This is a genomic window from Pseudomonas sp. 18-147 (genome assembly GCF_051048045.1).
Classification (GTDB): Bacteria; Pseudomonadota; Gammaproteobacteria; order Pseudomonadales; family Pseudomonadaceae; genus Pseudomonas; species Pseudomonas aeruginosa.
In genome coordinates, this window is sequence record NZ_CP182296.1 from 2,627,500 (window position 1) to 2,651,355 (window position 23,856).

At 56.1% G+C, this 23,856-nt stretch carries 12 protein-coding genes; 8 read left to right on the forward strand and 4 right to left on the reverse strand.

Features of this window, described 5'->3' with window-relative positions:
* Nucleotides 1–33: 33 nt before the first annotated feature.
* A complete protein-coding gene (locus tag ACM0M4_RS12760) occupies nucleotides 34–1,713 on the reverse strand; it encodes a YfjI family protein (RefSeq protein ID WP_225030704.1) in 1,680 nt (559 codons plus the stop codon).
* A 264-nt stretch (nucleotides 1,714–1,977) separates the two neighbouring features.
* Between ACM0M4_RS12760 and ACM0M4_RS12765 the strand changes: the two genes are divergently transcribed.
* Nucleotides 1,978–2,175, forward strand: a complete 198-nt coding sequence (locus ACM0M4_RS12765; protein WP_225030703.1) for a helix-turn-helix transcriptional regulator — start codon at nucleotides 1,978–1,980, stop codon at nucleotides 2,173–2,175.
* A 625-nt stretch (nucleotides 2,176–2,800) separates the two neighbouring features.
* Entirely contained in the window at nucleotides 2,801–3,463 is a 663-nt protein-coding gene (locus ACM0M4_RS12770) for an inovirus Gp2 family protein (protein WP_225030702.1), read from the forward strand.
* Nucleotides 3,464–3,565: 102 nt separating this feature from the next.
* Here the strand turns inward: ACM0M4_RS12770 and ACM0M4_RS12775 are convergent, their stop codons facing one another.
* On the reverse strand, nucleotides 3,566–6,352 hold the full coding sequence (locus ACM0M4_RS12775) for a UvrD-helicase domain-containing protein (protein WP_225030701.1): 2,787 nt from the start codon (nucleotides 6,350–6,352) through the stop codon (nucleotides 3,566–3,568).
* Between the two features lie 269 nt (nucleotides 6,353–6,621).
* Between ACM0M4_RS12775 and ACM0M4_RS12780 the strand changes: the two genes are divergently transcribed.
* Nucleotides 6,622–8,148: an Hsp70 family protein gene (locus ACM0M4_RS12780; RefSeq protein ID WP_225030700.1), complete on the forward strand. Its 1,527-nt coding sequence runs from the start codon at nucleotides 6,622–6,624 to the stop codon at nucleotides 8,146–8,148.
* Between the two features lie 122 nt (nucleotides 8,149–8,270).
* Here ACM0M4_RS12780 and ACM0M4_RS12785 read toward each other — a convergent pair whose 3' ends face one another.
* Nucleotides 8,271–10,418, reverse strand: a complete 2,148-nt coding sequence (locus ACM0M4_RS12785) for an AAA family ATPase (RefSeq protein ID WP_270005884.1) — start codon at nucleotides 10,416–10,418, stop codon at nucleotides 8,271–8,273.
* 1,106 nt (nucleotides 10,419–11,524) lie between these two features.
* Entirely contained in the window at nucleotides 11,525–12,523 is a 999-nt protein-coding gene (locus tag ACM0M4_RS12790) for a helix-turn-helix transcriptional regulator (RefSeq protein ID WP_225030698.1), read from the reverse strand.
* Between the two features lie 274 nt (nucleotides 12,524–12,797).
* Between ACM0M4_RS12790 and ACM0M4_RS12795 the strand changes: the two genes are divergently transcribed.
* The 5 genes from ACM0M4_RS12795 to recD all read left to right on the forward strand — a co-directional run bounded on the left by ACM0M4_RS12795 (nucleotide 12,798) and on the right by recD (nucleotide 23,231).
* Nucleotides 12,798–13,430, forward strand: a complete 633-nt coding sequence (locus tag ACM0M4_RS12795) for a hypothetical protein (protein ID WP_225030697.1) — start codon at nucleotides 12,798–12,800, stop codon at nucleotides 13,428–13,430.
* 12 nt (nucleotides 13,431–13,442) lie between these two features.
* On the forward strand, nucleotides 13,443–14,057 hold the full coding sequence (locus tag ACM0M4_RS12800) for a hypothetical protein (RefSeq protein WP_052153524.1): 615 nt from the start codon (nucleotides 13,443–13,445) through the stop codon (nucleotides 14,055–14,057).
* 116 nt (nucleotides 14,058–14,173) lie between these two features.
* A complete protein-coding gene (gene recC / locus ACM0M4_RS12805; RefSeq protein WP_225030696.1) occupies nucleotides 14,174–17,572 on the forward strand; it encodes an exodeoxyribonuclease V subunit gamma in 3,399 nt (1,132 codons plus the stop codon).
* On the forward strand, nucleotides 17,569–21,201 hold the full coding sequence (gene recB / locus ACM0M4_RS12810; protein WP_270005885.1) for an exodeoxyribonuclease V subunit beta: 3,633 nt from the start codon (nucleotides 17,569–17,571) through the stop codon (nucleotides 21,199–21,201). The genes recC and recB overlap by 4 nt, the downstream gene beginning before the upstream one ends.
* Nucleotides 21,198–23,231 carry an exodeoxyribonuclease V subunit alpha gene (recD, locus tag ACM0M4_RS12815; RefSeq protein ID WP_225030694.1) on the forward strand — a complete coding sequence of 678 codons (2,034 nt, stop codon included), beginning with the start codon at nucleotides 21,198–21,200 and terminating at the stop codon, nucleotides 23,229–23,231. Before recB ends, recD begins: the two co-directional genes overlap by 4 nt.
* Nucleotides 23,232–23,856 lie beyond the last annotated feature (625 nt).

The following is a 23,856-nucleotide window of genomic DNA, read 5'->3' on the forward strand; positions in this document are numbered from 1 at the left end:
CTCAGGGAAGGCCCACTTGCTTCTGAGCGGTCTTCATTTGTTATTAAAAATACAATAACGTCCAGCTCTTGGTCTCCCGCTCACTCGCTCATCAAGTAAAAATTCTTGGTTTTTGTATAGTGGCAGAGCCGTGATTGTGACGATCTCGCCATTTCGTAGTATGGGTTCCTCTTCCGTAATAATTGATTCTTTGAATTTGTATCGACCTTTGTCCTTTATGAGATGTCCGAGCTTCCCTAATAGCTCAATCGCAGCTTGTAATCGGTCTGCATTGGCTCTGCCTCGAAGTCTATAGGGGCCGAGCTGCTTAATTTGAGTGAGGGTGACGGTTGTCTTGAACCCCTCTCTCAGATGCGGTGGGAGATTTGATCTATTTATTCTCAGATTCGCACCAGGCGCGCCCTCGTCAAAGATGTGATTGTTGCGAGAGTCATCTTGAGATATTCGCAACAAGTAGTTTGCAAGCTCGCAGGCGTCTGTGACGATCTGCGGTTCATTAGCCAGATTTTTGGAAAAATGCCCCGAGCAGGCCTGGGCAAATCTCCAGCTGAACTTCAAGGTGAAGAGATCAATTTCGACATCATCATTCGAACTTCTTTCAAATGCGTGCAGAACAGCGGCTACGCGACTGGTGTTTTCCAGTAGCTTTGATGCGTGATCTTTCATGTAGTGGAATAGGCCGCTTTCTTGCATCTGGTCTTCTATGTATTTGTTGATTTCAAACCATAGGCTCTTGGCGGGCTCTGAAAATGTAAGCGTTTGTCGGGCGGCTGGAAGTGGAGTTTCAAAAATCTCACGAATTCGATTATCGAAGGCCTCCTTACGTGGTTGGGCAGCAGCTCTCATACTGTTAGTGCGCTCGCCGGCCTTGGGTTTTGGCTTTGCGACGAGAAACCGTGCGAGAAAACCAGTGCCGCGCGCTTCTTCCCCGCGCCGTCCCATGAAATTGGAAATTACACTTGGCTGCGCCATAAGCGCCATGGTAAGCCGAGCGCCTCTAAGCGTAATAGGGGCCCTGGATAGGCGATCTACGATTAGGGTGCCTCCGTCCCAAAGAGTATTTAGCTTGTCGATCTCACTCATGGCTTTTCCGTTGAATATACTGTTAGCTTCACTGGTCAGCAGGCAGCCATTCTCTGAGTTCTCGTAGAGAAACTGAACCAAAGCTTGGGGTGTCGTATCCTCATATAGGAACTTTCCTGAGGGGGTGGGGACTGGCTCAAGTCGTAAGTGTTCTTCAATATCCTTAGTTGCCGCGTCAGCCGCTTCATCGTCACCCACACTTGCATACTTGCCGTACATTCGTTCTAGGTGACGCAGCTCCGTTTTCCAAAGCTTGTGCTTTATCCGATGTTCTCGGAGATCTTTAGAGTTAGCTTCAATGGCTTTTCCATTTATCTTGTCGATTGATTCAGAAAAATACTTTTGTGTAGTGGTCTTGCGCTCTCCTGATTCGGCGATTGTTAAAAGCATCAGGGACGCTGGTGCTTTACTTCCAGATGGCATTTCTACATCTACATACCGCTGGCAAGCCGTTGCCATCGCTCCAAGTGCGCACATCATGGCCATCTCTCGAGATACCTCCAGCTGTCGGGATGACTCCTCTACAGCGGCCTCAAAGAGGCTGTGCTCTCGATAGCATGGCCACTCGTCTTGCCTTCTCGGCTCTTCGGGGTCCGTGGATTTAGATGTGTTGCTGATCATTTCGCTCATGATTTTCCTGCTATTCATGCTAGGTCTAGCGAAAATAGCAGGGTTGCATTGATTCCTGTTTGTGGATTTTGTGCTGACTTGAGGAAAACTTACCGAAAATTGATATTTATCAAATTTTACTTTGAAGCTGGTGTGGCCCTCTATTAGTCGAGTTTTGACTCTGGCTCTCGGCGGCGAAAGGCGTGGAAGCTGCATTCGATTTGCCAGGTCAGTAACTTTTTAACGAACCCGCCAATTCTCTGGACGAACATGAGGAGCACGTTCATGAGAATTATTCGGCTGCAAGAGGTCATGGCTACAACTGGTCTGGCTAGATCGACTATTTACAAACTGATCAGCGAAGGCACGTTTCCCAAGCCTGTTCCTTTAGGGGGGCGATCCGTGGGGTGGGTCGAAGAAGAGGTGCAGGATTGGGTGCTGGAGCGAATTGAAGAGCGTGATGCGGAATTGAATGCTGCATAAAAATAACTTGGCTAAATTCAATGCTTAGGCATAAACACCATGACTGGATGTGATTCCAGTCATGGTGTTTATGCCGTCCACGCTGGCTGATTGAGAATTATTTTTTGAATATCACGGGCGGAAATATTAGTTCGTGCCAGGTGGATGGCTCAATTTTATTTATGGCGGATTAATGGTTAAGGATGTCTCTGAGGATATTAGGTAATCTGTGCGGTAGACTTGTAAGCTCTTAGGATAAAGATATATTTACACTCCTTGTGAGGTGGTCGGCTGGATTGAATGCCATCACGATCAAAAAGCTCCGTGAGGGTGTCGGTTGTTCAATTGCCTCTGAAGGGGCGGAGATATTTCTAATGCTAGGATTGAGTGGGGTTTGATATTTTGTAGGAGCAATAATCTCCTCCAATGACTCAATCATCTATGCTGTTTTGATGTAGTTGTGCTAGGAAATCTTGAGGGTTCTATTTTCGGTGCGGGTAATATGCTTTAACTGTCTTCATGCATAGAGCAAAGCTCATGTCCGACTACTCCTCAGCTCTGTGATCACCTCTTGGTCACCTAACCAGTGCGCGGTAAAAAAATACCTCCTGTGCAGAGGGTGTGAACCTCACATAGGAGTACCCTCATGCGGCGCCATGTAATCAACACCAATCTTCACTTGTACCATGATAGGACCTTCGAAGGCCTGCCCGTTATGGACAAGAAGGGCCCATTTATTGAGCAGTACCTTTCTCGCTGTAAATACACTATCGAGAGGGCCCTGGAGCATTACTCGAGAGTATTCGCCTTCAGAGTGGACCTACGGCTGCCACTGACGCGTGAGCTTCCTGAGCATGCTTACACGAATGTAGTCATCAGGGAGTTCCTGGAGTCATTCAAAGCCAAGATCGAGCATGACCGGCAGAGAGCCCGGGCGCGCAACCGGTACGCTCATGACAGCAAGGTTCGTTACATTTGGGTCAGGGAAGTGGGGAGGGGAGATCGACCGCATTATCACCTGCTCTTCCTTCTCAATGCGGATGCTTACTTCAAAGTAGGTAAGAAGACCTCTCGAGAGCAGAACATCTTCCATCGCCTCCAGGAGGCATGGGCCCAAGCGTTGGGGCTAAGTGAAGAGGATGTCAGTGGGCTGGTAGGGATTCCTCCAGCGGCTGAGTATCGGCTCACTCGAAGGCCTGCAGATGAGAGCGTGTTAGAAGAGTTGTTCTATCGAACGAGCTACCTGTGCAAGGCTGCCACTAAGACCTATGGAGATGGTCAGCATGGCTTTGGGAGTAGCCGGCACTGAGGCTCCCAATGGCTGTTTGACTTGGCGTGCCCTGTCTCCGGCCACTGGAAATTTTCCTCCTCCAAGTGATTGCCAAGTGATTCCTGAAGGAGTCGGGTGGGCTCAGCGTGGCGTCGGGATGTTCTGAGTCCATTTGCAGCTGGGGTAGTTGGAGCAACCGTAGAACTGCCCATACTTCCCCGATCTGAGCTTCCGGAATCCGCTGCCGCACGCGGGGCAAGGTTCTGATGAGACCGCAGCTCCATCATGGCCGATTATGGTGATCTGCCCCTTTTTCGCCAGCTCGTCCAGAAATGCAGAGCGGCGAAATTCAAGCGTGTAGATGAAGACGCCACGCCGTGCCCTGGTGAGCGCAACGTAGAAGAGCCGACGCTCCTCTGCGAAAGGGAACTCCTCTGGTAGGGGCATGGCTGCTTGAAGGATAGGGTCGTCGGCGATCTCGCTAGGAAAGCCTTTGCGGCCGCGGGTGACATTCAGGATAAGAACGTAGTCTGCTTCGGTGCCCTTACTGCTGTGCACCGTAGTGAAGTTGATCTCGATATTGGGTCCGCAGATCCGCTTGAGCTCGGGCATGTTGTATGGCCGATCGCTGCGATACCGGCCAAGCAACATGATTGTGGGTTTACGCGGCAGATCCCACACGGTTTTGAGTTTTGCCGCGATCCTAGTTAGGGTGCTTTCGACGAGCTCCAGCAGCTCATCGTCGCTCTTCGCTGCGTAGCACTGGAGCGCCTTTCCGGTCACAGTCGAGGTTGTCTTAACCTCCTTTTTTAGCTGTAGCGGATTTTGCTGTACGAAGTCGGAAGAGATCTTGCAGATCTCCTCCGGACAGCGAAACGTTTGCGTCAGCTGCAGTACCGTTCCTGAGCCATAGAACGCCTGGAAATTTCGCATCACACTGATATCGGCGCCAGCGAAGCGGTTGATGCTCTGGGCGTCGTCACCCACGGCTGTAAGGAATGTGTCTGGCCGTACTGTGATCGCGCGAAGAAGTCGCGCTCGGGCAGCGGAGGCATCCTGATACTCGTCGGCGATGACGAGCTTGTATGGGGAGCGATACCGGCCCGATTCAGCATGATCGATGGCGAGGTTGATCATGTCGTCGAAGTCGACTGTGCCGGCTGCCTTTAGCTCAGCTTGCCAGCGCTCAAGCACCCTCTCATACAGACGGATGATCAAGGGACCACGAATAGGGTCGACTTTAGCAGCTCGCTCACTGAGCTCGCTCGGCGTAAGGTGGTTGCCTTTGGCGTGCTGGATCAGGTTGCGAATAATCCTTGCCAGAGCTTCGTACTCTAGCGGAGGACGGCCTGTTGGGATTCGATCCGGATCTGGCTTGAGGATTACGCCGCGACTCTCCAAAGCGTGTTGCAGCGCCGGCAGGCCTTCACCGGTGCGCAGCGTATGGCTAGTTGTCTCGAACAGATCCGTTTCATGTTGCTGGTGTAGCGCGCGCTTCCAGGTAACGCCCTGTGCATAGCCCTTGAACTCTATCGGCGGAACGCCGTGGGCGTCCAACGCGAAGTGCTCATGGAAGAGCTTAATTTGTGGATAGTAGAAGTCCGGGTGGTATTGGCTGTGCTGGGCGTCGGCTGTATTGACGGGGTAGGGGGCCTCGTACTGGTAGTCCACCCAGTGGAAGAACAACCAGTCAGCAATCAGCTGCTCTTCGCGGCTTTTCACCTTCTCCCCTCGGGAGGTAACCAGTTCATCGTCGTCACTCTGCGGTGACGTGACTGCGCCGGGCGTCCCGCCAATTGGACGGGCGAAAACTGTCCTGACCAGCATCAGATTGCTGTGGAAGGACGCGTCTGACTGATCCAGCGCTTGCATCAGAGCGACTACTTTGGCGATGTCCTGACCGGACTCAAGCCACGGCGCTGGGCGTGGCTTGGAGCCAGTTGCTTCACCGATGACAGACAAGCCGAAGCTGTGGAAAGTCTTGCACGCAATTTGGTCAGCATCTGGGTATTGGCCCAGGCGCTTATTCAGGCGTTGCTGTAGTTCCTCAGCTGCATCGGTGTTGAACGCCAGCATGAGAATTTCATGGGGTTTGGCGATGCCAGTGGCGATTGCATAGGCGGCCTTAGCAACCATCGTGGCGGTTTTTCCGGAGCCAGCAGCGGCTACGAGCATCAGTTTTGAGTCGAAGCAGATCACAGCCCGCCGTTGCTCCATGGTGAGCGGCGTGGCTTCCAGAGTGTCAAACAGCGAGAGCGACTTGTGCTGCTCAAAGAGTGTCTCGTTGAGCTTGCTCAAGTGAGCATTTAGGCCTTGAGCCGGACTGATGGGGTGCGTCGGTAGAATGTTCGGATATGCCTTGCTGGCCTCGACTATCAACGGGTGTGAAGCAATGGCTTCAACGGGTAGCCCGCATTTGAGTTCAACAGTTGGTTTGGTGCTGGCCAGATGATCCCCCATCCATGAGGGATGCCAGCAGTTGGGTAGCTGGCTGATAATCCTTTTCGACCATTTGGCATAGTCTGCCAAGGCCTCCTTTCCTGCGGTGGCAAGGCATTTGAGCTGCAGAGATTTGAATGCGCCTTGCCAGCGATCACCTTCGATCTTTTCGATCCCGTCGAGCTTAACGTCATCGCCGTTGAGCGTTTTGATCTGCGCTGCTGCCCAAACAATGCCGGGGCGCAGCTCAATCTCCGCGATAGCCACGAGCGGCCAGGAGTAGTTCTGGTCTCCAAGCTTCAGGGTGAGCTCATCCTCGGTCAGATAAGCAGTGAAGCGAGGTGAGAATGTGAGGCTGGCGCCAATGAGGCTATTTCTGAGTATCACGTCCTTGTTCCGATAGGCGGGATTCAGGGATCCCTTGAGCCAGTTCGTCTTTGTATCACAAGGATTCGCTGAGTCCTTGGCTTGCGCCAAGCCGGCGAGCATTCGGCAAGCTTTGGCGCCACAGCCAAAGCACTGCGAGCAGTATATGGGCAGCTGAAATACGTCTGAGCCAGTGCTGAGAAACACACTACGTCATTGCACTCAGAACGATCTCTTAGACAGAAGCCTTAGCCCTTGTCCTGAAGACCCTTCCGCGACCAGGCAGTCAGGCCGTAGCTTCAAAATCCAAGCTGGAATCCCCCTCTGAGTGATGGCATAAAGCCTGTGTGTTGTGCGTGGGCGTGGTGTGTCCATCGCGCTAAGAGGTAGTCATGGAGGGACTGGAAATGCGCATCGGAATCGATTTTGGAACTAGCTACACCGCTGCGGCGGCCTACATAAACGGCTCCATTCAGCACATTCTTTTTCGAGGTGAAAGCCAGTTTCGTACGGCTGTTTTTGTTCCTGAAAAACCAGTCGACATGAGCCAGTTCGATGAGTCGCTCTACGTGCAGGAGGTCGCCAATAGCATCCTCAGCTCAAAGAGTAGCTACACCCAGAAGCTCAAAAAGTATGAAGAAGCGGCTAGCCAGATCCGAGTGGATTACCGCAGGCAGGTTCGTGATGGATACCTTTCAGAAGAGGAAGCCATCGCGAAAATAGGTCAAGCCATCTTTGCCCTGAACAAGCCTACCCTGAGGTCCGATGACGATCTCAGAAAGTCTGCGTATGGCGAGATTCGTCGCCGCTGGGTTCAGGCTCAGATTTCTGCTGGCCGTGAGCAGACGACCAGCATTGATGACTCTGCTGTCTTTGGTGAAGAGGCGATTGAGGAGTTCTTCGCCTATGAGGCCGGTCGGCTGATCCAGTCTCCCAAATCCATGCTCGGCTTCAAGCTAGGAGAACCCCAGCGTGTTGCGATAGTCCGCATTGTCTCCAACGTACTACGTCATATCCGTTTGGCCGCCTGTGAACAGCTGGGCATGGACGTGACCGAAGCGACAATCGGGCGGCCCGTTACGTTTCGAAGCTCCATGGGAGAGGCAGGGAGTAAGCAGGCTATTTGCCTGCTGCGCGAGGCTGCCTCGCAGGCTGGATTTACATCAGTCGATTTCCTCGCTGAGCCAGCAGCGGCAGCAATTACCTATCACGCCAGCTCGCCCATTATGCGGCGAACAGTAATCGTCGACGTGGGTGGCGGCACGACTGACATAGCGCTCGGAGATGTCGGAGGCTCAGCTAGCGAGCCCAAAATCGACACGACATGGGGAGTGGGAAAAGGAGGTACCGATGTGGACCTTGGTCTTTCGCTCAAGGCGGTCATGCCGAAGTTCGGTAAAGACCAGTGCCTCTTGCTCGCCCCTGTTTATGTGAATGCAGCGATGGTCAGTGATCTCAACCGGCAGAAGGAGTTTCGACAGACTCAGTTGCTTGGAGTGCAAGAGCCATTTCTGAGTCGTATTCGCTCTCTGCAACGCAACGGGGTAACGGTCCGGCTGAACCGTGACGTTGAGGCCCTTAAGGTGGCCCTGAGTGCAGAGGCCCAAGCCGAGGCCGTGCTTGATTACATTGAATCAGATCTTTCGGTTGCCGCGACGCGATCGGACCTTGAGCAAGGACGCGAGCGATTTATGCGGTCGTTCGATCAGCTTTTACATCAGGTGAGCGAGGCGACTGCCAACAGCTCTCCCGTCTTGTTTCTCACTGGTGGCATGTCGCGTGCGCCCTACATTGCTGAAGCGGTGCGTAAGCATTTCCCCCACAGTGAAATCGTTAATGGCGATGCATCGTTAGGTGTCGTTGGAGGCTTGGCCATACACGCGGCGATGAATCACTCTTCGCTGACTGTGGACGTGTGAGGGCAAGCGACACCAGCGGGTGATGATCGTTGGGCCTAGCGAGTGAGTCTGCTGTTATACCGAGGTACTGCGATGCCTCTAGCTTGGGGGTGCAGCAGACTGACTGTCCTCTCGTTACGCCTTCAATGCACAAAGCCTATTGGGCGCTGTGCCGGCGCCTCTTTGAGTGCTAGCTCCGATTGCAGTGCATGGAAGAACTCATCGGCATCGGAAAATGGGCGGAAACGAGAGCGGCGGGCGAGAGTGGCGAAGTCTCCGGGCGTCAGGCGCTGCAGCCTCCTTACTTTCGCATCTTGTTCAGCACTAGGGGCGCTAAGCCCCATCTGCTCCAAATGCAGGCGAAACAAATGGCTGACTTGTTCGGGGCGCAGGTAACCAAAACCAACCTTCAGATCGAAGCGCCGTAGTGCCGCTTGATCGAGATTGTCCATCAGGTTGGTCGAGGCAATCAGCAAGCCCCGGTGGCTATCCATTTGCATGAGCATCTCGTTCACTGCAGTGACCTCCCAGGAGTGCTGGGCATGCCTGCGCTCCTGGAGGAAGCTGTCCACTTCGTCGAGAAGAAGAACGGCATCCTCGTCCCTGGCTTGCTGAAAAGCATGGGCAAGATTCTTCTCGGTCATGCCGAGGTAGGGCGAAACAAGATCGGAGACTCGCTTAACCAGCAGCGGCTGGCCGATTTCTCGCGCCAGCCAATGCCCGTATGCCGTCTTGCCCGTGCCAGGTGGCCCATAGAAGCACAGTCTGGCATCGCGATTGTGCGTCAGTCCCTCCAGAAGCCCTTCCAACGGAACATCAGTGTTGCTCTGCTCCGGGGAGTAAAAAACGGGCAGTACTTGGTCCTGAGCTCGTGCGAGCTTGTCGAAGCCTTGCGCCTGTAGAGTGGCGTTGACCATGTACTCGACTGCTCGATTGAGATTTGGGGCATCGGCCGATCCGCGTAGGCTTTCTGCTACTCGCAGGGCCCGGGTGGCTACGGCGGGAGTGAGGTGTTCGTGGCTGGCCATGCGCAAGAGCAACGCATCTTCAAGTTCTCCAGCGGCATTGCGGATGATCCGCTCACGCTCGGCTTTCGGAGGGTTCTGCAGCTCTAGAAGCAAGTCGAAGCGGCGAATGTAGGCATTGTCCAAGGCTTGAATATTATTGGTGAGCCAGAAGCAGGGCAGCGAATTCTCTTCCAGCATACGGTTGATCCAGCCCTTTCGTTTGCCCTGGTCGGGAGAGTAGATGCTTGGCTCGCTGATCAGGTCCTCAATCTCGTCGAGCACCAGCATCGTTGCCTTCTGATTCAGGATACCCATAGCTGTACGAAGGGCGCAGAGGCGTCCACGGCCATCGATAGGATCGCCATCACGATTAGTGCAGGCGATCTCGAAAAGCTCAGCGTTCAACTCCTCGGCAAGTAGGCGAGGCAACTGACTTTTCCCCGTTCCCGGAGGCCCGTAGATCAGCACGTTTACGCCGCGCGCTGCTTCCTGGAGCGCTCGTTTGAGATACGGGCGGGCGATTGAAAGGGGGAGCGCGAGGTGCCGGTAGTCATCGATGCATAGCTCGCCCTCTGGTGCCTTGCGGAAAGCGCTCTGAAACAGACCGATGGGGGAGCCGCTGTGGAAGCGCAGATCTCGAAGCAGATCCTTATTGCCAATACCCAGGCGGTCAATGAGACCGGAGCGATAGGTGCGAGACATATTCACTTCGACAAGCCCTGTACGCACTAGTGGGGCATTCGCAGACAGATGTTGCCTGATGGCCTCTGCTGGGTATCCAAGCAGGAGGGAGAGTACTCGCAACGTGCGGTTGAAGCCGATCTGGCCGAGCTGGTCGGTAGCTTCTTCCAGGAGTGCGTCGCTATGCATGAGCACGCAAAAGCCCAGCAGCGCGCGATCAATCTCTTCCAGGCCAATCAATTGCGCCAATTGGCCAAGGTTTTCTGCCAAGTTGTCCGGATAGCTGAGCGCGGGAAACTCACGCCGGAAGAGGCGTTGCTCTTCAGCCATTCGGCTGAGCACTTTTTGGCGGAAGCTGGTTCCTTGCTTCGGAGGCGAGGTGTCTTCGTCCTCATCGTCAAAATGGAAGCGCCGTTCTTTGAATTGCTCCTCAAGCTCAGCCACGCCCAGCTCCATGGCGAGCGCATCATCATTGAAATTACGCTCGCCGATCAGCTGGCGGTGACCGCCCAGGTCGAGAATCAAGGTGAAGATCCACTTCAGCGTAAGCGGGGTGACGTCATCAGAGTGCGGGCCTGCGGCGCGTACAGTCTTACTGCGCATGATGTCTCCTGGCGTTCTTGGGCAGTGAAGGCTCGAGGCAAACCTTCACAAGGTCGACCGAAGGATTAACCAAGGGTGCGACAGATTGTGTCGTGATGAAGCTCAGGTGTGGTCTGCCCTCACGCGGGACCAAATCTCAGGAGTCTGAGGCCACAGCCTGAATGCCCTTTAGACAGCCAGCCAGTGGCAATGACTTGGCACTCGATAGCTGCTCCAAGCTGGTCAACAACGTTTGTGAGATCGCCGATCGTGAGGTCGAGATTGGACTCGATTAGCAGTAAGGCTTGGGCCGTGTTGGCATGGTCTGCAGGCTTTAATTGCGCCAGTAGACTGGTCGCGGCGAGGGATGCGGTGGTGCCCCTGCTATTTGTCACCTGACCGAATCCAGGTCCTGGTGACCATGTGGTGTAGCTGTTCCAGTCGAGTCCGGGGACGCTTGGGTTTTCTCTGGCTACGTACAGGCTTGCCCAGAACGCAGCCAGTTCATCCCAGCTGCGCCATAGGTAGTGGCGAGCGTGAGGGTGAGTATCGGAAGCAGGGGGATCCAGGTGATGGACATGAACGATATCTGCGTGAGCGAACAGCCGCGGATATGGGATAGGGTAGGAGGGCGAAGCCCTAAGCCAATGGATCTCATTGACTCGCTGGTTGGACCAGTTCTGGGCCGTGTCCAGAGCGGTGACCCGGTGCCAGCGAAAGCGCAGTTGGTCTAAGGCGAGGAGGCCATCGCAGTGCCTCTGGATGTCGTTCACGACCTGCCTGGCTTCGGTATTCGTTTCGGCAGCCAATCCTATCTTGATGCAGTCCCGAGGCAGCGCTTGTGCCGTTGTAACCTCATGCGCCAGTCGCTGCACTCGGTGCTTTCCCATGGTCAGCGCACCTGTACCGGCGCGTTGATGCACTTGTACCCAGGGTACTGAGCCTCAGCCGTTACTCGGGCCATATCCGAGCTAACAGCTTGAACCGTTATCTTGAAGTTTGCTCGAGAGCCGGCGCTGGGCACAACACGCTGTAGGAAAGCGGAGTAGGTTTTCATCATTCAGTCTCCTTCGATTAGCGACAGGAGACAGAGTGATGGTTGCTTGCGACACCTCATGTCGCATGGGCTATTGCGATTTGTAGAGCATCGCCATGCGCGCGGCTGTCTCGGAGATTTGCTCGCGTAACTCAATGGGTTCGAGCACCTCCACATGCTCCCCCTGACTTAAGAGCCACAGATCCAGCCCCTGGCTTAGATGGAGGCTGCCAGTCATCAGCCACCAGCCGTCTTTGAGCGCTTCCAATCGCTGGTCATGGGTGAGTGCGTTTTCCTGCAAACGTACGTGAAGTGTCTGGCTTACGCGAAGCTTCAGGGGCACTGGGTGGTCTGTCTTCAGACCTACCAGGCTTTTCTGTGCGGCGATGGAGTTGAGGTCAAAGTTTTCGGGAGCTGGGAGGTCCTCGAAAGTCGAACGGGCTGACAGAAAGCGGTGCAATGGAAGCGCGGCGATGCTGTCTTGTGGAAGCCCTTTGAAGACGCAGGAGAGGTAGATGTTGGAGTCTTGATAGGAAAGGCCTAGAGGCTTGAGATGAAGCTCCTTAGGCTGCTGCGCACCTCGCTTCAGATAACGAGCCTTCACACTGCATTCGTCCAGCAGTGCTTGCTGTATCACTGCGAGAACATCGGGGTCCACAGCGCTTGGGGCAAGCGTTACGAAACGGGTGTTGCTGACGATCTTTCCGGTGCAGTCCTGGGCGGGGCGATTTCCCTTTAAGAGGGATACGGCGTACTCCCGGATAGAGGCTAACTTCTGCACCTGCGCCGCCATACCGAACCGAGATGCATGATCCATGATCATGACAAGGTTCATCGCATCGGTCGGCAACATGCTAAGGCGTGAGAGCGACTTGTCCGCCCACCACAATTTAGCTTTTCCGCTGCCCTTAAGGCGACTGTGCACATGGGGATACTTCAGCTCGAGCTCACTCAGATCCCGCTGGATGGTGCGCTTGTCGACGTCGAGCCCTTGGCTGGTTACACGTTGATGAACGGCGGCGCTATCGAGCGCATTTTCCTTGTTCGGAAGTAGGCCAAGGATTAGGTCTTGGCGATAAAGCTGTTCCACTCAGTCATCCCTGTTTGCTTGCGACACGAGCTGTCGCATGGCTGTTGAAAATAGGCTGAAGCGAATGATCAACGATGGGCATCAGCCCGTGCGGGTCCACCGACATGCTCAATCGGATGAGGAGTCTCTTCCTACCCATGGCCTCGCTTCCCGTGATCCGGGTGGCTGCTTTAGCGCTTTGAGCGTGATATTGCAATAAGGCTAGGAAGTGGAGGGGCGAAATAAATTTCTGCCTAGTTTGATAAGTGTCAAATGGCCATCCATCGATAGTAGGATGCTTGAGCTCAAATTTATGGTGCAGCAGGGAGGCGGCATGGAGCTTTTCAGGGCAATTCCGTCCAACCAGATAGCTAAGGCAAGAGAAGGACAGCGGAGGCATTCGTCCGCTCGCATCCCAAGCAACGTGCCTTATGTGGTGGATAACCTCTGGGAGTGGCTAAGGCCTTTGAGCATGCCCTCCCGGCGGCACGCTATCTATGCCAGTCCCACTCCCGAAATGGCGCTTGCCAACGCGAGTGCCCCCCTCAATGAGGGCGAGCACTACATTGCGTGCCGCGTGATCGTCGATCCAGACCATGTACGACTTGCGCAGCTCCCCGTGCGTGATGCGCGTGAGCATCCCGATATTCGAGTGATCACTCGTTGGGTGAGCAGCAATGGCAATGCATTTACCGCACTAGAGCCTGCGCAAAAACAGCAGGTAGCGCCGCTGTTCATGCCTGGCTTGGGACGCGAAGAGCTTGAGGACTTACTCCACAAGGACCGTCTGGTGGAGCAGCTCTGCCGTTACATTCGCCAGACTTCGACCTTCTGGAGCGCTGCGTCGACGCCAGTCGCTGCATCTGAGGGGGAGCTGTTCTTTGAGCTTATTGACCCGTTTGTTACCTACCGGCTGGAGCCGGTCTGAGGAAGTAGTGACATGAACGATGTTTTCCAGATTGAGCCGTTCACCCAAATTGACCGAGCGCAGTCCTACATCCGCGCCTACCCCCATATTTTGTCGGCGTTGAAGACGCCGTACGTACTGGATGAGCAGGCCTTCGTTTGCGGTGCTCACATGGTGTACGGGTGGATGCCAACCATTTTGGAGATCCACGTCAGCGAGTCGATTGATGTACATGCCGGGGTGGCATTGCTCAACAAAGCTCGCACTGCTGGACGCCTTAGCCGTGAAGAGATTGAGCAGCTAGCAGGTCTCGTTAATCGCTCTGTCGTTGGGGCATCCAAGCTGCTGCACTTTGTGAATCCAGAGGCATTCGCAATCTGGGACTCTAGGATCTATCGCTTCCTACACCAGAAGCCTGCACACGCTTATCGCGTCAACAACGCCGGCGAGTATGAAACCTATCTGGACCTGTTGCAGCGCTTGCAGCAGGACGATCGATTCCCTGAGCTCCATGCCTCCGTCAATCGGAAAATGGGGTATGCGGTTTCGCCGCTACGTGCGCTTGAAGTGGTGATGTTCCTCAACTCTCCCTCCGAGGCGGCGCCCCCAGAGAGAGCATCGCATCCGGCAGAAGCGGTTGCCGTTTAGCGATGCTGCTTCAACGCTGTTGTGCGCTTTGTGAGCCATGAGTTGGTGGTGACGACATGCGTTGTCGTCGCGCTCCTTTAACGTTTCCCTTCTGTGCATATGCAGGAACCTGACTGATGCAGGAGCTTGAGCCTGGCCTGATCATCATCCACGGCAATCACCTGGAAGAGCTGCGTTCTCTTTCGGTGCAGTGGATGCGCCGCTACCCATTGCGGCCACTGGAAAACGAAGTGCTACTGGTGCAAAGCAATGGCATCGCTCAGTGGCTTAAGCTTGCGCTCGCTGAGCACGAAGGCTGTGGGATCGCCGCGGCGCTTGACGTTGATCTGCCGGCGCGCTTTCTGTGGCAAGCCTACCGCACCGTGTTGGGCAAGGACGCGATTCCTCCGCAATCGCTGTTGGACAAGGCTCCCCTGACGTGGCGTCTGATGCGATTGCTCCCTGGCTTGCTCGCTGACGATGCTTTCGTTCCCTTGCGCCGCTTTTTGTCGGACGACAGCGATCTGCGTAAGCGATACCAATTGGCCGAGCGCTTGGCGGATCTGTTTGACCAATACCAGGTTTACCGCGCCGACTGGTTGGCTGATTGGGCTGAGGGGCAAGATCGGCTACGCACATCGCGTGGCGGCGAGCGTCTGTTAGACGATACCTCTCGGTGGCAGCCGGCTTTGTGGCGAGCCTTGCTCAGCGATGTAGGGCACGAGCATTTGGCGGAGAGCCGGGCTGGCGTGCACCCACGCTTCGTCGCCCGCCTGCGAGAGCTTGAGGAACGACCACCGGGCCTGCCGCGTCGGTTGACGGTCTTCGGGATCTCGTCCTTGCCAGCCCAGGTGTTGGAGGCGCTGCAGGCAATGGCACGTTTTACCCAGGTCATGCTGTATGTCCACAATCCTTGCCAGCATCACTGGGGCGATATTGTCGAAGACAAGGATCTGCTACTCCACGACTACCGACGGCAGCAGCGTAAAGGTGGACTAAGCGGGCCATTCGACGATACGCAGATGCACCAACATGCTCAGCCGTTGTTGGCTGCGTGGGGGAAACAAGGGCGCGATTACATCAACCTACTCGACCGGCATGACGAGCCTGAGCGTTATCGTGACCGGTTCGAGCGCATCGATTTGTTCACTGCGGCTCCTGAAAGCACGTTGCTTGGCCAGTTGCAGAACGACATCCTGGATCTGCGCACACTGGCCGAAACTCGAGCGACTCACCCTCCGGTGGATCCTGATCTTGATAGCTCGTTGCGCTTCCATGTAGCCCACAGCGCTCAGCGTGAAGTGGAGGTGCTGCACGACCAGCTTCTGGCGTGCTTTAGCTCCGACCCGAGCCTACGGCCGCGCGATGTAATCGTCATGGTGCCGGACGTGAATGCCTATGCGCCGCATATTCAGGCGGTGTTCGGTCAGTTCACCCCTGGGGACCCGCGGTTCATCCCGTTCACCTTGGCTGACCAAGGCGTGCGTGGCAAAGAACCTCTAGTGATTGCATTAGAGAATTTGCTGCGTCTGCCTGAGAGCCGACTTAGTGTCAGCGAAATACTCGACCTTCTGGATGTAGCAGCTGTACGTGCGCGCTTTGGCATCGCTGAAGAGGACATGCCGACGCTTCGTCGCTGGCTTGAGGGGGCAGGCGTGCGTTGGGGCTTGGACGCTGCCCAACGTCAGTCCTTCGGCCAGAGTGAAGGGCTGGAGCAGAACACATGGCGCTTCGGTCTTCGACGCATGCTGCTGGGATATGCAGTTGGGGCCGCCGGGAGCTTTGCCGAGATCGAACCTTACGATGAGGTAGGTGGCCTCGATGCAGTGCTGATAGGCCCACTAACCCGTTTGCTGGACGCACTCGATCGGCATTTGCAGCTTCTTCGAGAGCCTGCGGTCCCCTCGGCTTGGGGAGAGCATTTGCGTGGGCTGCTGGAGGCTTTCTTCCTGCCCTGTAGCGATGGCGACGAGATGCTGCGTACTCAATTGCTGGACGCTCTCGAGGGCTGGTTAGCGCTTTGCGATGCTGCGGCATTGAGCGAGATGCTGCCCTTGCCCGTGGTGCGCGAGGCGTGGTTGGCAAACCTCGATCAGGGGCGGCTGAGTCAGCGATTCTTGGCTGGCTCAGTGAATTTCTGCACGTTGATGCCGATGCGAGCCATCCCATTCCGTCACGTCTGCTTGCTGGGCATGAATGATGGTGACTATCCGCGCAGTCAGGCGCCGCTGGACTTTGATCTGATGGCTGGCGATTACCGTCCTGGTGACCGATCGCGACGCGAGGACGACCGCTATCTGCTGCTTGAGGCATTGTTGGCTGCTCGTGAACGACTCTATGTGAGCTGGGCCGGACGCAGCATTCGTGACAATAGCGAACGTCCTCCATCAGTACTGATCGGCCAGTTGCGCGATCACTTGGCTAGTGGGTGGCGCTTGTCGAGAGCAGGGAAACTGCTCACGGCGCTGACTACGGTGCACCCCCTTCAACCCTTTAGTCGCCGGTACTTTGGGGACGAGCCAGGTCTATTTAGTTACGCCTACGAGTGGGCTGAGCTGTATGGGCAGGTAGCTGCACCAACAGCGGCGCCTGCCCTTTCTCAGTGGGAGGAGGGCCGCAAAGTCAGCCCCGAGCAATTGCAGAGCTTCCTGAAGGATCCGGTTAAGTACTTCTTTACGCGTCGCCTACGGGTGTACTTGGACGAAGAGGAGCAGACGCAGTTGGATAGCGAGCCCTTTGGCCTTGACGGTCTGGAGCGCTACCACTTGCAGGACCAATTGCTCAAAGCTGCACTGGCAGTGCCGCAAGCAGATCGCGAGGGTGCTTTGGAAGCAGCTGCCAATCGATTGAGGCGCAGTGGTCAACTGCCGCTTGCTGGCTTTGGCGAGCAGTACCGTGCAGATCTGTTGGGGCCATTGCCAAATCAGATGCAGCGATACAGCTCGCTATGCGAGCTCTGGCCCGAATGCCAAGAGTCTTCCCTGCAACTGGCTTTTGAAGCCTCCGGTATACAGCTGCAGGGTTGGCTCAGTGGGCTGCGTCGTCATGCTGATGGGCGTCTGGCTCGTTTGGAATTGATGCCTGGTAGCCTCGCCAACGATAACGATTTGAAGTGGCACCGTTTGTTGCGGCCGTACGTGATGCACGTTATTGCAGCGGCCTGCGGAGCACCATTGACGACGCTGTTGGTGGGGGCGGATCAGTCGCTGAGCTTCGCGCCGGTATCAGGGGTCGATGCCGAACGCGTACTAGGTGGGTGGTTGCAAGCTTGGGGTACTGGTATGGCGGTTCCTCTGCCAGTGGCTCTGAAAACCTCTGTGAATTGGCTGCAGAACCAGGATGAGGACAAGGCGCAAAGCTGTTATGAGGGCGCCTTCAAGGTCGTCGGTGAGGTTACCACTAGTGCCAGCCTTGCTCGCCAATATCCCGACTACTCTGCGCTCATCGCAGACGGGCAGTTCCCGATTTTGAGCGAACAGCTCTATCGATCTCTTTTGGATAGTGAGCTGACCCAGCTTGAGGAGTCCCAGGCATGAGTTCGTCACAACGGCCTCTGGCCCTGCGCTTCCCGCTGTATGGCAGCAGACTGATTGAAGCAAGTGCAGGTACGGGTAAGACCTTCACCATATCCGCACTCTACTTGCGGCTGATCCTTTGTCATGGAGGCGAGCACGCCTTCCGTGAGCCCCTCTTGCCGCCCCAGATACTCGTCGTGACCTTTACTGATGCGGCTACTCGAGAGCTGCGAGATCGCATTCGTGCGCGGTTGGTGCAGGCGGCGGAGGTTTTTCGAGGAGACGGTGAGCCAGACGAGTTGCTCGAGGAGTTGCGCGGTGATTTTCCCGAAGCTGAGTGGGCAAGTTGTGCGCGACGTTTGGAGCTGGCTGCGCAGTGGATGGACGAGGCAGCGGTCTCAACAATTCATGGCTGGTGTCAGCGCATGTTGCGCGAACATGCTTTCGACAGTGGCAGCTTGTTCAACCAGACCCTAGAGACCGATCACAGCGACCTACTGGCTGAGGTAGTCCGTGACTATTGGCGACAGCATTGCTATCCGCTAGATGGGGCTGCGCTGTCATGGGTGGTTAAGAACTGGGAAACCCCTGCGGGTCTTGGCAAGAAGTTGCAGGATCTGCTTGGCGAGACGGACGCTCCTGACAGCCTCTCGCTTCGAGAGGTGATTGATCACAGCCAGGCCAGGCGAGCGCAAGAATTGTCAGACCTGAAGGCACCATGGTCGGCCTGGGCAGATGAGATCGAATCGCTGCTAGATGAGGCACGAGAATCCAAAGCGTTCAACGGAAGTAAGCTCAAACAGCCGGACTACAAGGGCTGGAGCAGGAAGTTGAGGGAATGGGCCTCTGGTGCTGAGGTGGCACTGAAAATTGGCAGAGGCTTCGAGCGTCTGACTCCCAACGGCCTGGCTGAAATCTGGAAAACGACGCCGCCCGATCACCCAGCCCTGAACGCCATGACCACGCTGCCCGAGCAACTGAAAAGGCTCCCTGATCCAGTTGAGGCAGCTCTGCGCCACGCAGCAGCCTGGGTGAGTCATCGCTTCGATCACGAAAAGCGCCAACGTGCTGAGATGGGCTTTGACGACATGCTGTCCCGTCTTGACGCAGCGCTGCAGAGTGACAATGGTCCGCGCCTTGCTGAGGTAATTCGTCGGCAGTTCCCGATCGCGCTGATCGACGAGTTCCAAGATACCGATCCGCTGCAGTACCGCATCTTCGACACGCTTTACCAGGTCGAGGCCAATCGGGACGACTGTGGATTGTTCATGATTGGAGATCCCAAGCAGGCCATCTATTCGTTCCGTGGCGCCGATATCTACACCTATCTGCGGGCACGCCGTGCAACCCTTGGGCGGCACTACAACCTAGAGCGTAACTTCCGTTCCAGCCAGAACATGGTTGATGCTGTGAACGAGCTCTTCTTGCGTGCTGAGCGGTCTGAAGTCGGGAGTGGGGCATTTCTCCTACGTGATGAGCTGCCGTTCATTCGCGTGGATGCAGAAGGTCGCGAAGAAGTTTGGACTGTGGAGGGCGAGGAGCAGCCGGCCCTCACCGCTTGGCAGTTGACCCAAGACGAACCAGTGGCAAAAAAGGTCTATCTCAAGGCTATGGCAGAAGGGGCGGCCAGCGAGATTGTCCGTTTGCTCGATTTGGGGCAGCAGGGGAGGGCTGGATTTAGACACGAAGGCGAGTTTGATTCGCTGCAACCTAGCGACATTGCAGTGCTGGTGCGCGATTTCAAAGAAGCCCAGGCTATTCGAGGGGAGTTGGCAACCCGCGGTGTGCGCAGCGTGTATATGTCCGACAAAGACTCAGTATTTGCCGGACAGGAAGCACGAGATGTCTTGCTCTGGCTACGTGCCTGCGCCGAGCCCGATCAAGATCGTCCGCTGCGAGCGGCGCTTGCGAGTGCAACGTTGGGGCTGGAGCTCGTCGAGCTAGAAGCACTAAACCTCAATGAGCGTACTTGGGAACGTCGAGTGATGCAGTTCCGGGAGTACCGCCAGCGTTGGCAGCGCCAGGGTGTTCTGCCGATGCTTCGTCAGTTACTCCAGGATTTCGCACTGCCACAGCGTCTGATGGGGCGTACGGAGGGCGAGCGCGTACTAACCAACGTGTTGCATTTAGCTGAGCTTCTACAGCAGGCCTCTGCTGAGCTTGATGGCGAGCTGGCGCTGATCCGACATCTGAGTGAACTGCTAGCCAATGAGGGACAGGCTGCGGACGATCAGGTGCTTCGTCTGGAGAGTGATGAAGCGCTGGTGCGCGTGGTGACGATCCACAAGTCCAAAGGTCTGGAGTACCCGCTGGTATTTTTGCCCTTCATTTGCGCCTTCCGGTCGGTAGATGGCGATAAGCCAATTCAGATACATGATGGGGAGCAGCGGCGACTGGTGTTCAACGCCGACGCACAAACCCTGGCGCGTGCTGAGCGCGAGCGTTTGGGTGAAGATTTGCGCCTGCTCTACGTTGCTCTGACACGGGCACGACATGCGTGTTGGATGGGCGTTGCGGATCTGAAAATTGGTAACGCACACCGGTCGCGGCTACATGATTCTGCTCTGGGGTATTTGCTCGGCGGTGGCCTACCGCTAGCTGCTAGCCAAGATTTGAACGGATGGCTGGCGCCTTTGATCGATCCTTTGCGCAGTGCAGTCGCAGCTGCCCCAGAAGCCAGCCAACAGTATTACCGCGCAGATGAGGCACAACTCCCTCCCGTTCGATGGAGCACCCCAGAACGGGATGCCGCTGAGGATTGGTGGATTGCGTCATACAGTGCACTACGCCTAGACGAGGGGGCGATCATCCCGGTGAGTCGGCATGAGGATACTGCGCCAGACAGCCTGGCGATGCAGAACTCCACTGATGATGACAGCTCCGAAGTGGTACCGGCATCGTTGCTCATGTCCGCTCAGGGGCTGCATCGTTTCCCTCGCGGATCGAATCCAGGAACGTTCCTGCATGGCCTTCTGGAGCTGTCTGCTGAGGAGGGTTTTGCCCACTGTCTGGCGAACCAAGCACAGATGCGCGAGGTCGTGGCACGACGTTGTCAGCGTCGTGGCCTCGAGGCTTGGATCGATCCGTTGCACGAGTGGCTGTTGGCATTGCTGAGTCAGCAAATGGCCCTCGGCGACGGGGGCTCGGTGAGCCTAGGAGATTTGACTCAGTATCAGGCTGAGCTGGAGTTTTGGTTCGAGGCCCGGCAGGTCGATGTCAGGCAGCTCGATCAATTGGTCAGGAGTACTGAGCTGCCCGGCCTACCGCGGCAGCCTTTGCAAGCCGACACACTGAACGGCATGTTCAAGGGCTTCATTGACTTGGCCTTCGAGTACCAGGGGCGCTACTACGTAGCGGACTACAAGTCCAACTGGCTCGGCGCTGATGATGCTGCTTACACGCGCAAGGCGATGGAGTCGTCGATGGCAGCCCATCGCTACGACCTGCAGTACGTGCTCTACGTGCTAGCACTGCACCGTCAACTGCGTTTACGTCTGCCGGATTATGACTATGACCGTCATATGGGGGGAGCTCTTTACTTGTTTGTGCGCTCCCCAGGGGGCGGGGTTTACCAGGCTCGCCCTACGAGAGGGTTGATTGAGCAGCTAGACGCCTTGTTTCTTGGCGAGTCCCAGGAGAGCTTCGCATGACTGTTGAATTGTCCTCGGCGCTTTTCGACCGCACTGAGACGCTTGCACTGCTCGAAGGTTGGTGCGAACGCGGCTGGTTGCGCGATTTGGACCGGGCATTGGCTCAGTTCTTCATTGAGTTGGACCCAGCAGCCTCTCCGCTTCTGATCCTGGCTGCCGCGTTGGCAAGTCATCAACTGGGACAGGGCCACATATGCCTTGATCTTGAAGCGACGCTGAGACACCCAGACCTGACCCTGTCACTGCCGCCCGAAGGCGAAGCCCCGGAGGTAGCTGCGCTGCTGCCCTCCCAAATACTGGCAGGATTGAGTTTAGAGGCGTGGCTACAGTCTTGTGCCGGTAGTGTGTTGTTAGAAGGTGATTGCGCTCCGCTCGTGTTGATCGGTCCTTGTCTGTACATGCGACGTTACCGGGATTACGAGCAGCAAGTTGCTACCAGCATTGCGCGACGGATGCGATTGCCAGCAGATGCACCAACGGACCTTGCTGCTCGCCTGTCGACATTATTTCCCGAACCGTTTCTGCTGGATGGTGAGCGCAAGACCGACTGGCAGAAAGTGGCTTGTGCGCTCGCTGCGCGAGAACATTTCACTCTCATCACGGGCGGGCCAGGTACCGGGAAGACCACCACAGTAGTTCGGCTCATTGCCTTGCTGCAGGAGTCAGCGCTTGCTGTGGGCGCACCGCTGCGAGTGAGTTTGGCCGCACCAACTGGTAAGGCCGCTGCACGTCTTACCGAGTCAATTGGTGATCAGGTGGCATCGTTGCCGGTGCCAGCGAACGTGCGTGAACAGATACCTACCACCGTAACCACATTACACCGCTTGCTTGGCAGCCTGCCCGACACTCGCCACTTCCGGCACAACGCGAGTAATCCATTACCGCTTGATGTGCTCGTGGTGGATGAGGCGTCGATGATCGACCTAGAAATGATGGCCAGCCTGCTCGGCGCATTGCCTGACCACGCTCGACTGATATTGCTTGGAGATAAGGACCAGCTTGCTTCAGTGGAAGCGGGGGCGGTACTGGGCGATCTCTGCAGAGAAGCGGAGAGTGGGGGGTACAACGAAGCCACCCGTGCGTGGCTAGAGTCCCAGACTGACGAGCAATTAGTTGGCGCAGAGTTGATATCGGGCGACCAGGAACTGGCACAGCACATCGTGATGCTGCGGCACTCGCGGCGCTTTGGTAGTAGCTCTGGAATTGGCCGTTTGGCGCGCGCCGTCAATGCGGGTGATGCAGTCACTGCGCGGGCGACGCTGGCCGACGGAGATGAGAGCCTGCATGTGCAGAGGCTCGCAGGAGAGCATGATCGGGCCTTAGAGCAGCTGCTACTCGATGGTGTAGGAACTGCTGATCGACGTCCCCGTGGTTATGCACATTACTTAGAGGTTATGCAGGCTTATCGACCTTCGCTTGGTGATGCTGGCGAAGTCTGGAATGCCTGGGCGAGTCGTGTGTTGACTGCCTTTGACCAGTTCCAGCTGCTCTGCGCGGTGCGGAAAGGGCCTTGGGGCGTGGAGGACTTGAATGGGCGCATCGCCCATGCGCTTCAGGGGCGAGGCTTGTTGGAGCAGGACCATGGTTGGTATGAGGGGAGGCCGGTACTGGTAACCCGAAACGACTATGGCTTGGGGTTAATGAATGGAGATGTTGGTATAGCCCTGCGCCTGCCTGAGCCCTCAGAGCTGCCAGGCTCACCGCCGAATCCGGTTCTGCGAGTCGTTTTTCCGCGTAATGACGGTAGCGGCGAGCTGCGGCATATCCTGCCAAGCCGGCTAAGCGCGGTAGAAACGGTGTTCGCAATGACCGTACATAAGTCCCAAGGCTCAGAATTCGAACACTGCGCGCTGATCCTGCCGGATGCGCTGAGTCCTGTGCTCACCAAGGAGCTGCTTTACACCGGTATTACACGTGCAAGAGACTGGTTCACCCTGTTGGAAAGCCGTGCTGGGCTATTGGAGCAGGTCGTCCGTAGGCGAATAGAGCGACGTAGCGGGTTAAGGGCGTCATTGATTACAGGGGACTAGTGCTTCTAGCTGTGGCAGGTGCGACATAGATTGTCGCACCTGTCTGCCAGTTTGGGAGCACATGGTCGTCGTGAGTGCATGTGATGCCGATACCTCCCCAACCCTACGTAATCAGCTGTACCTCCTGTCGATGGAAGAAAACCATTATTCCCCTTAGTGATGTGCTTGCTTTGGGGTGGGACTGGTTCGCCAATTGTCCCCAATGTGGTTGCGAAGCTTTGCGGCAGCGACCAGCTTCGCAAGCAGAGATCCTGCGTGCCAGGATTGAGCGCTTCCTTCGAGTTGGCCGATGGTGAGTAATCAATCATGTAAGGCCCTTGTTGCATGGCCAAACGCCATCTTCCGTTGTAGGCTTGCACCACTGTCGTCGCCAATCGACTGGCGACGTGCGTTTGACAGGCTTTAGGGAATTGAAGCAATGCTGCCATCAAGGATGCACTGGCCGGAGCCCGTCCTCCCCCGCAATGGATTATCCGAGGCTCATTCATCCATCGGAATTGGCGTCTGCCGGATGATTAGTTCAGGCATTGCGCAACACAAGCTTGCCAACTCATTTTTCTGCAACCTAGCACCCACTGGCGCAAGGCGGCCTTTGCGGTGTTGGGATACCTCAATCGGACTGTTC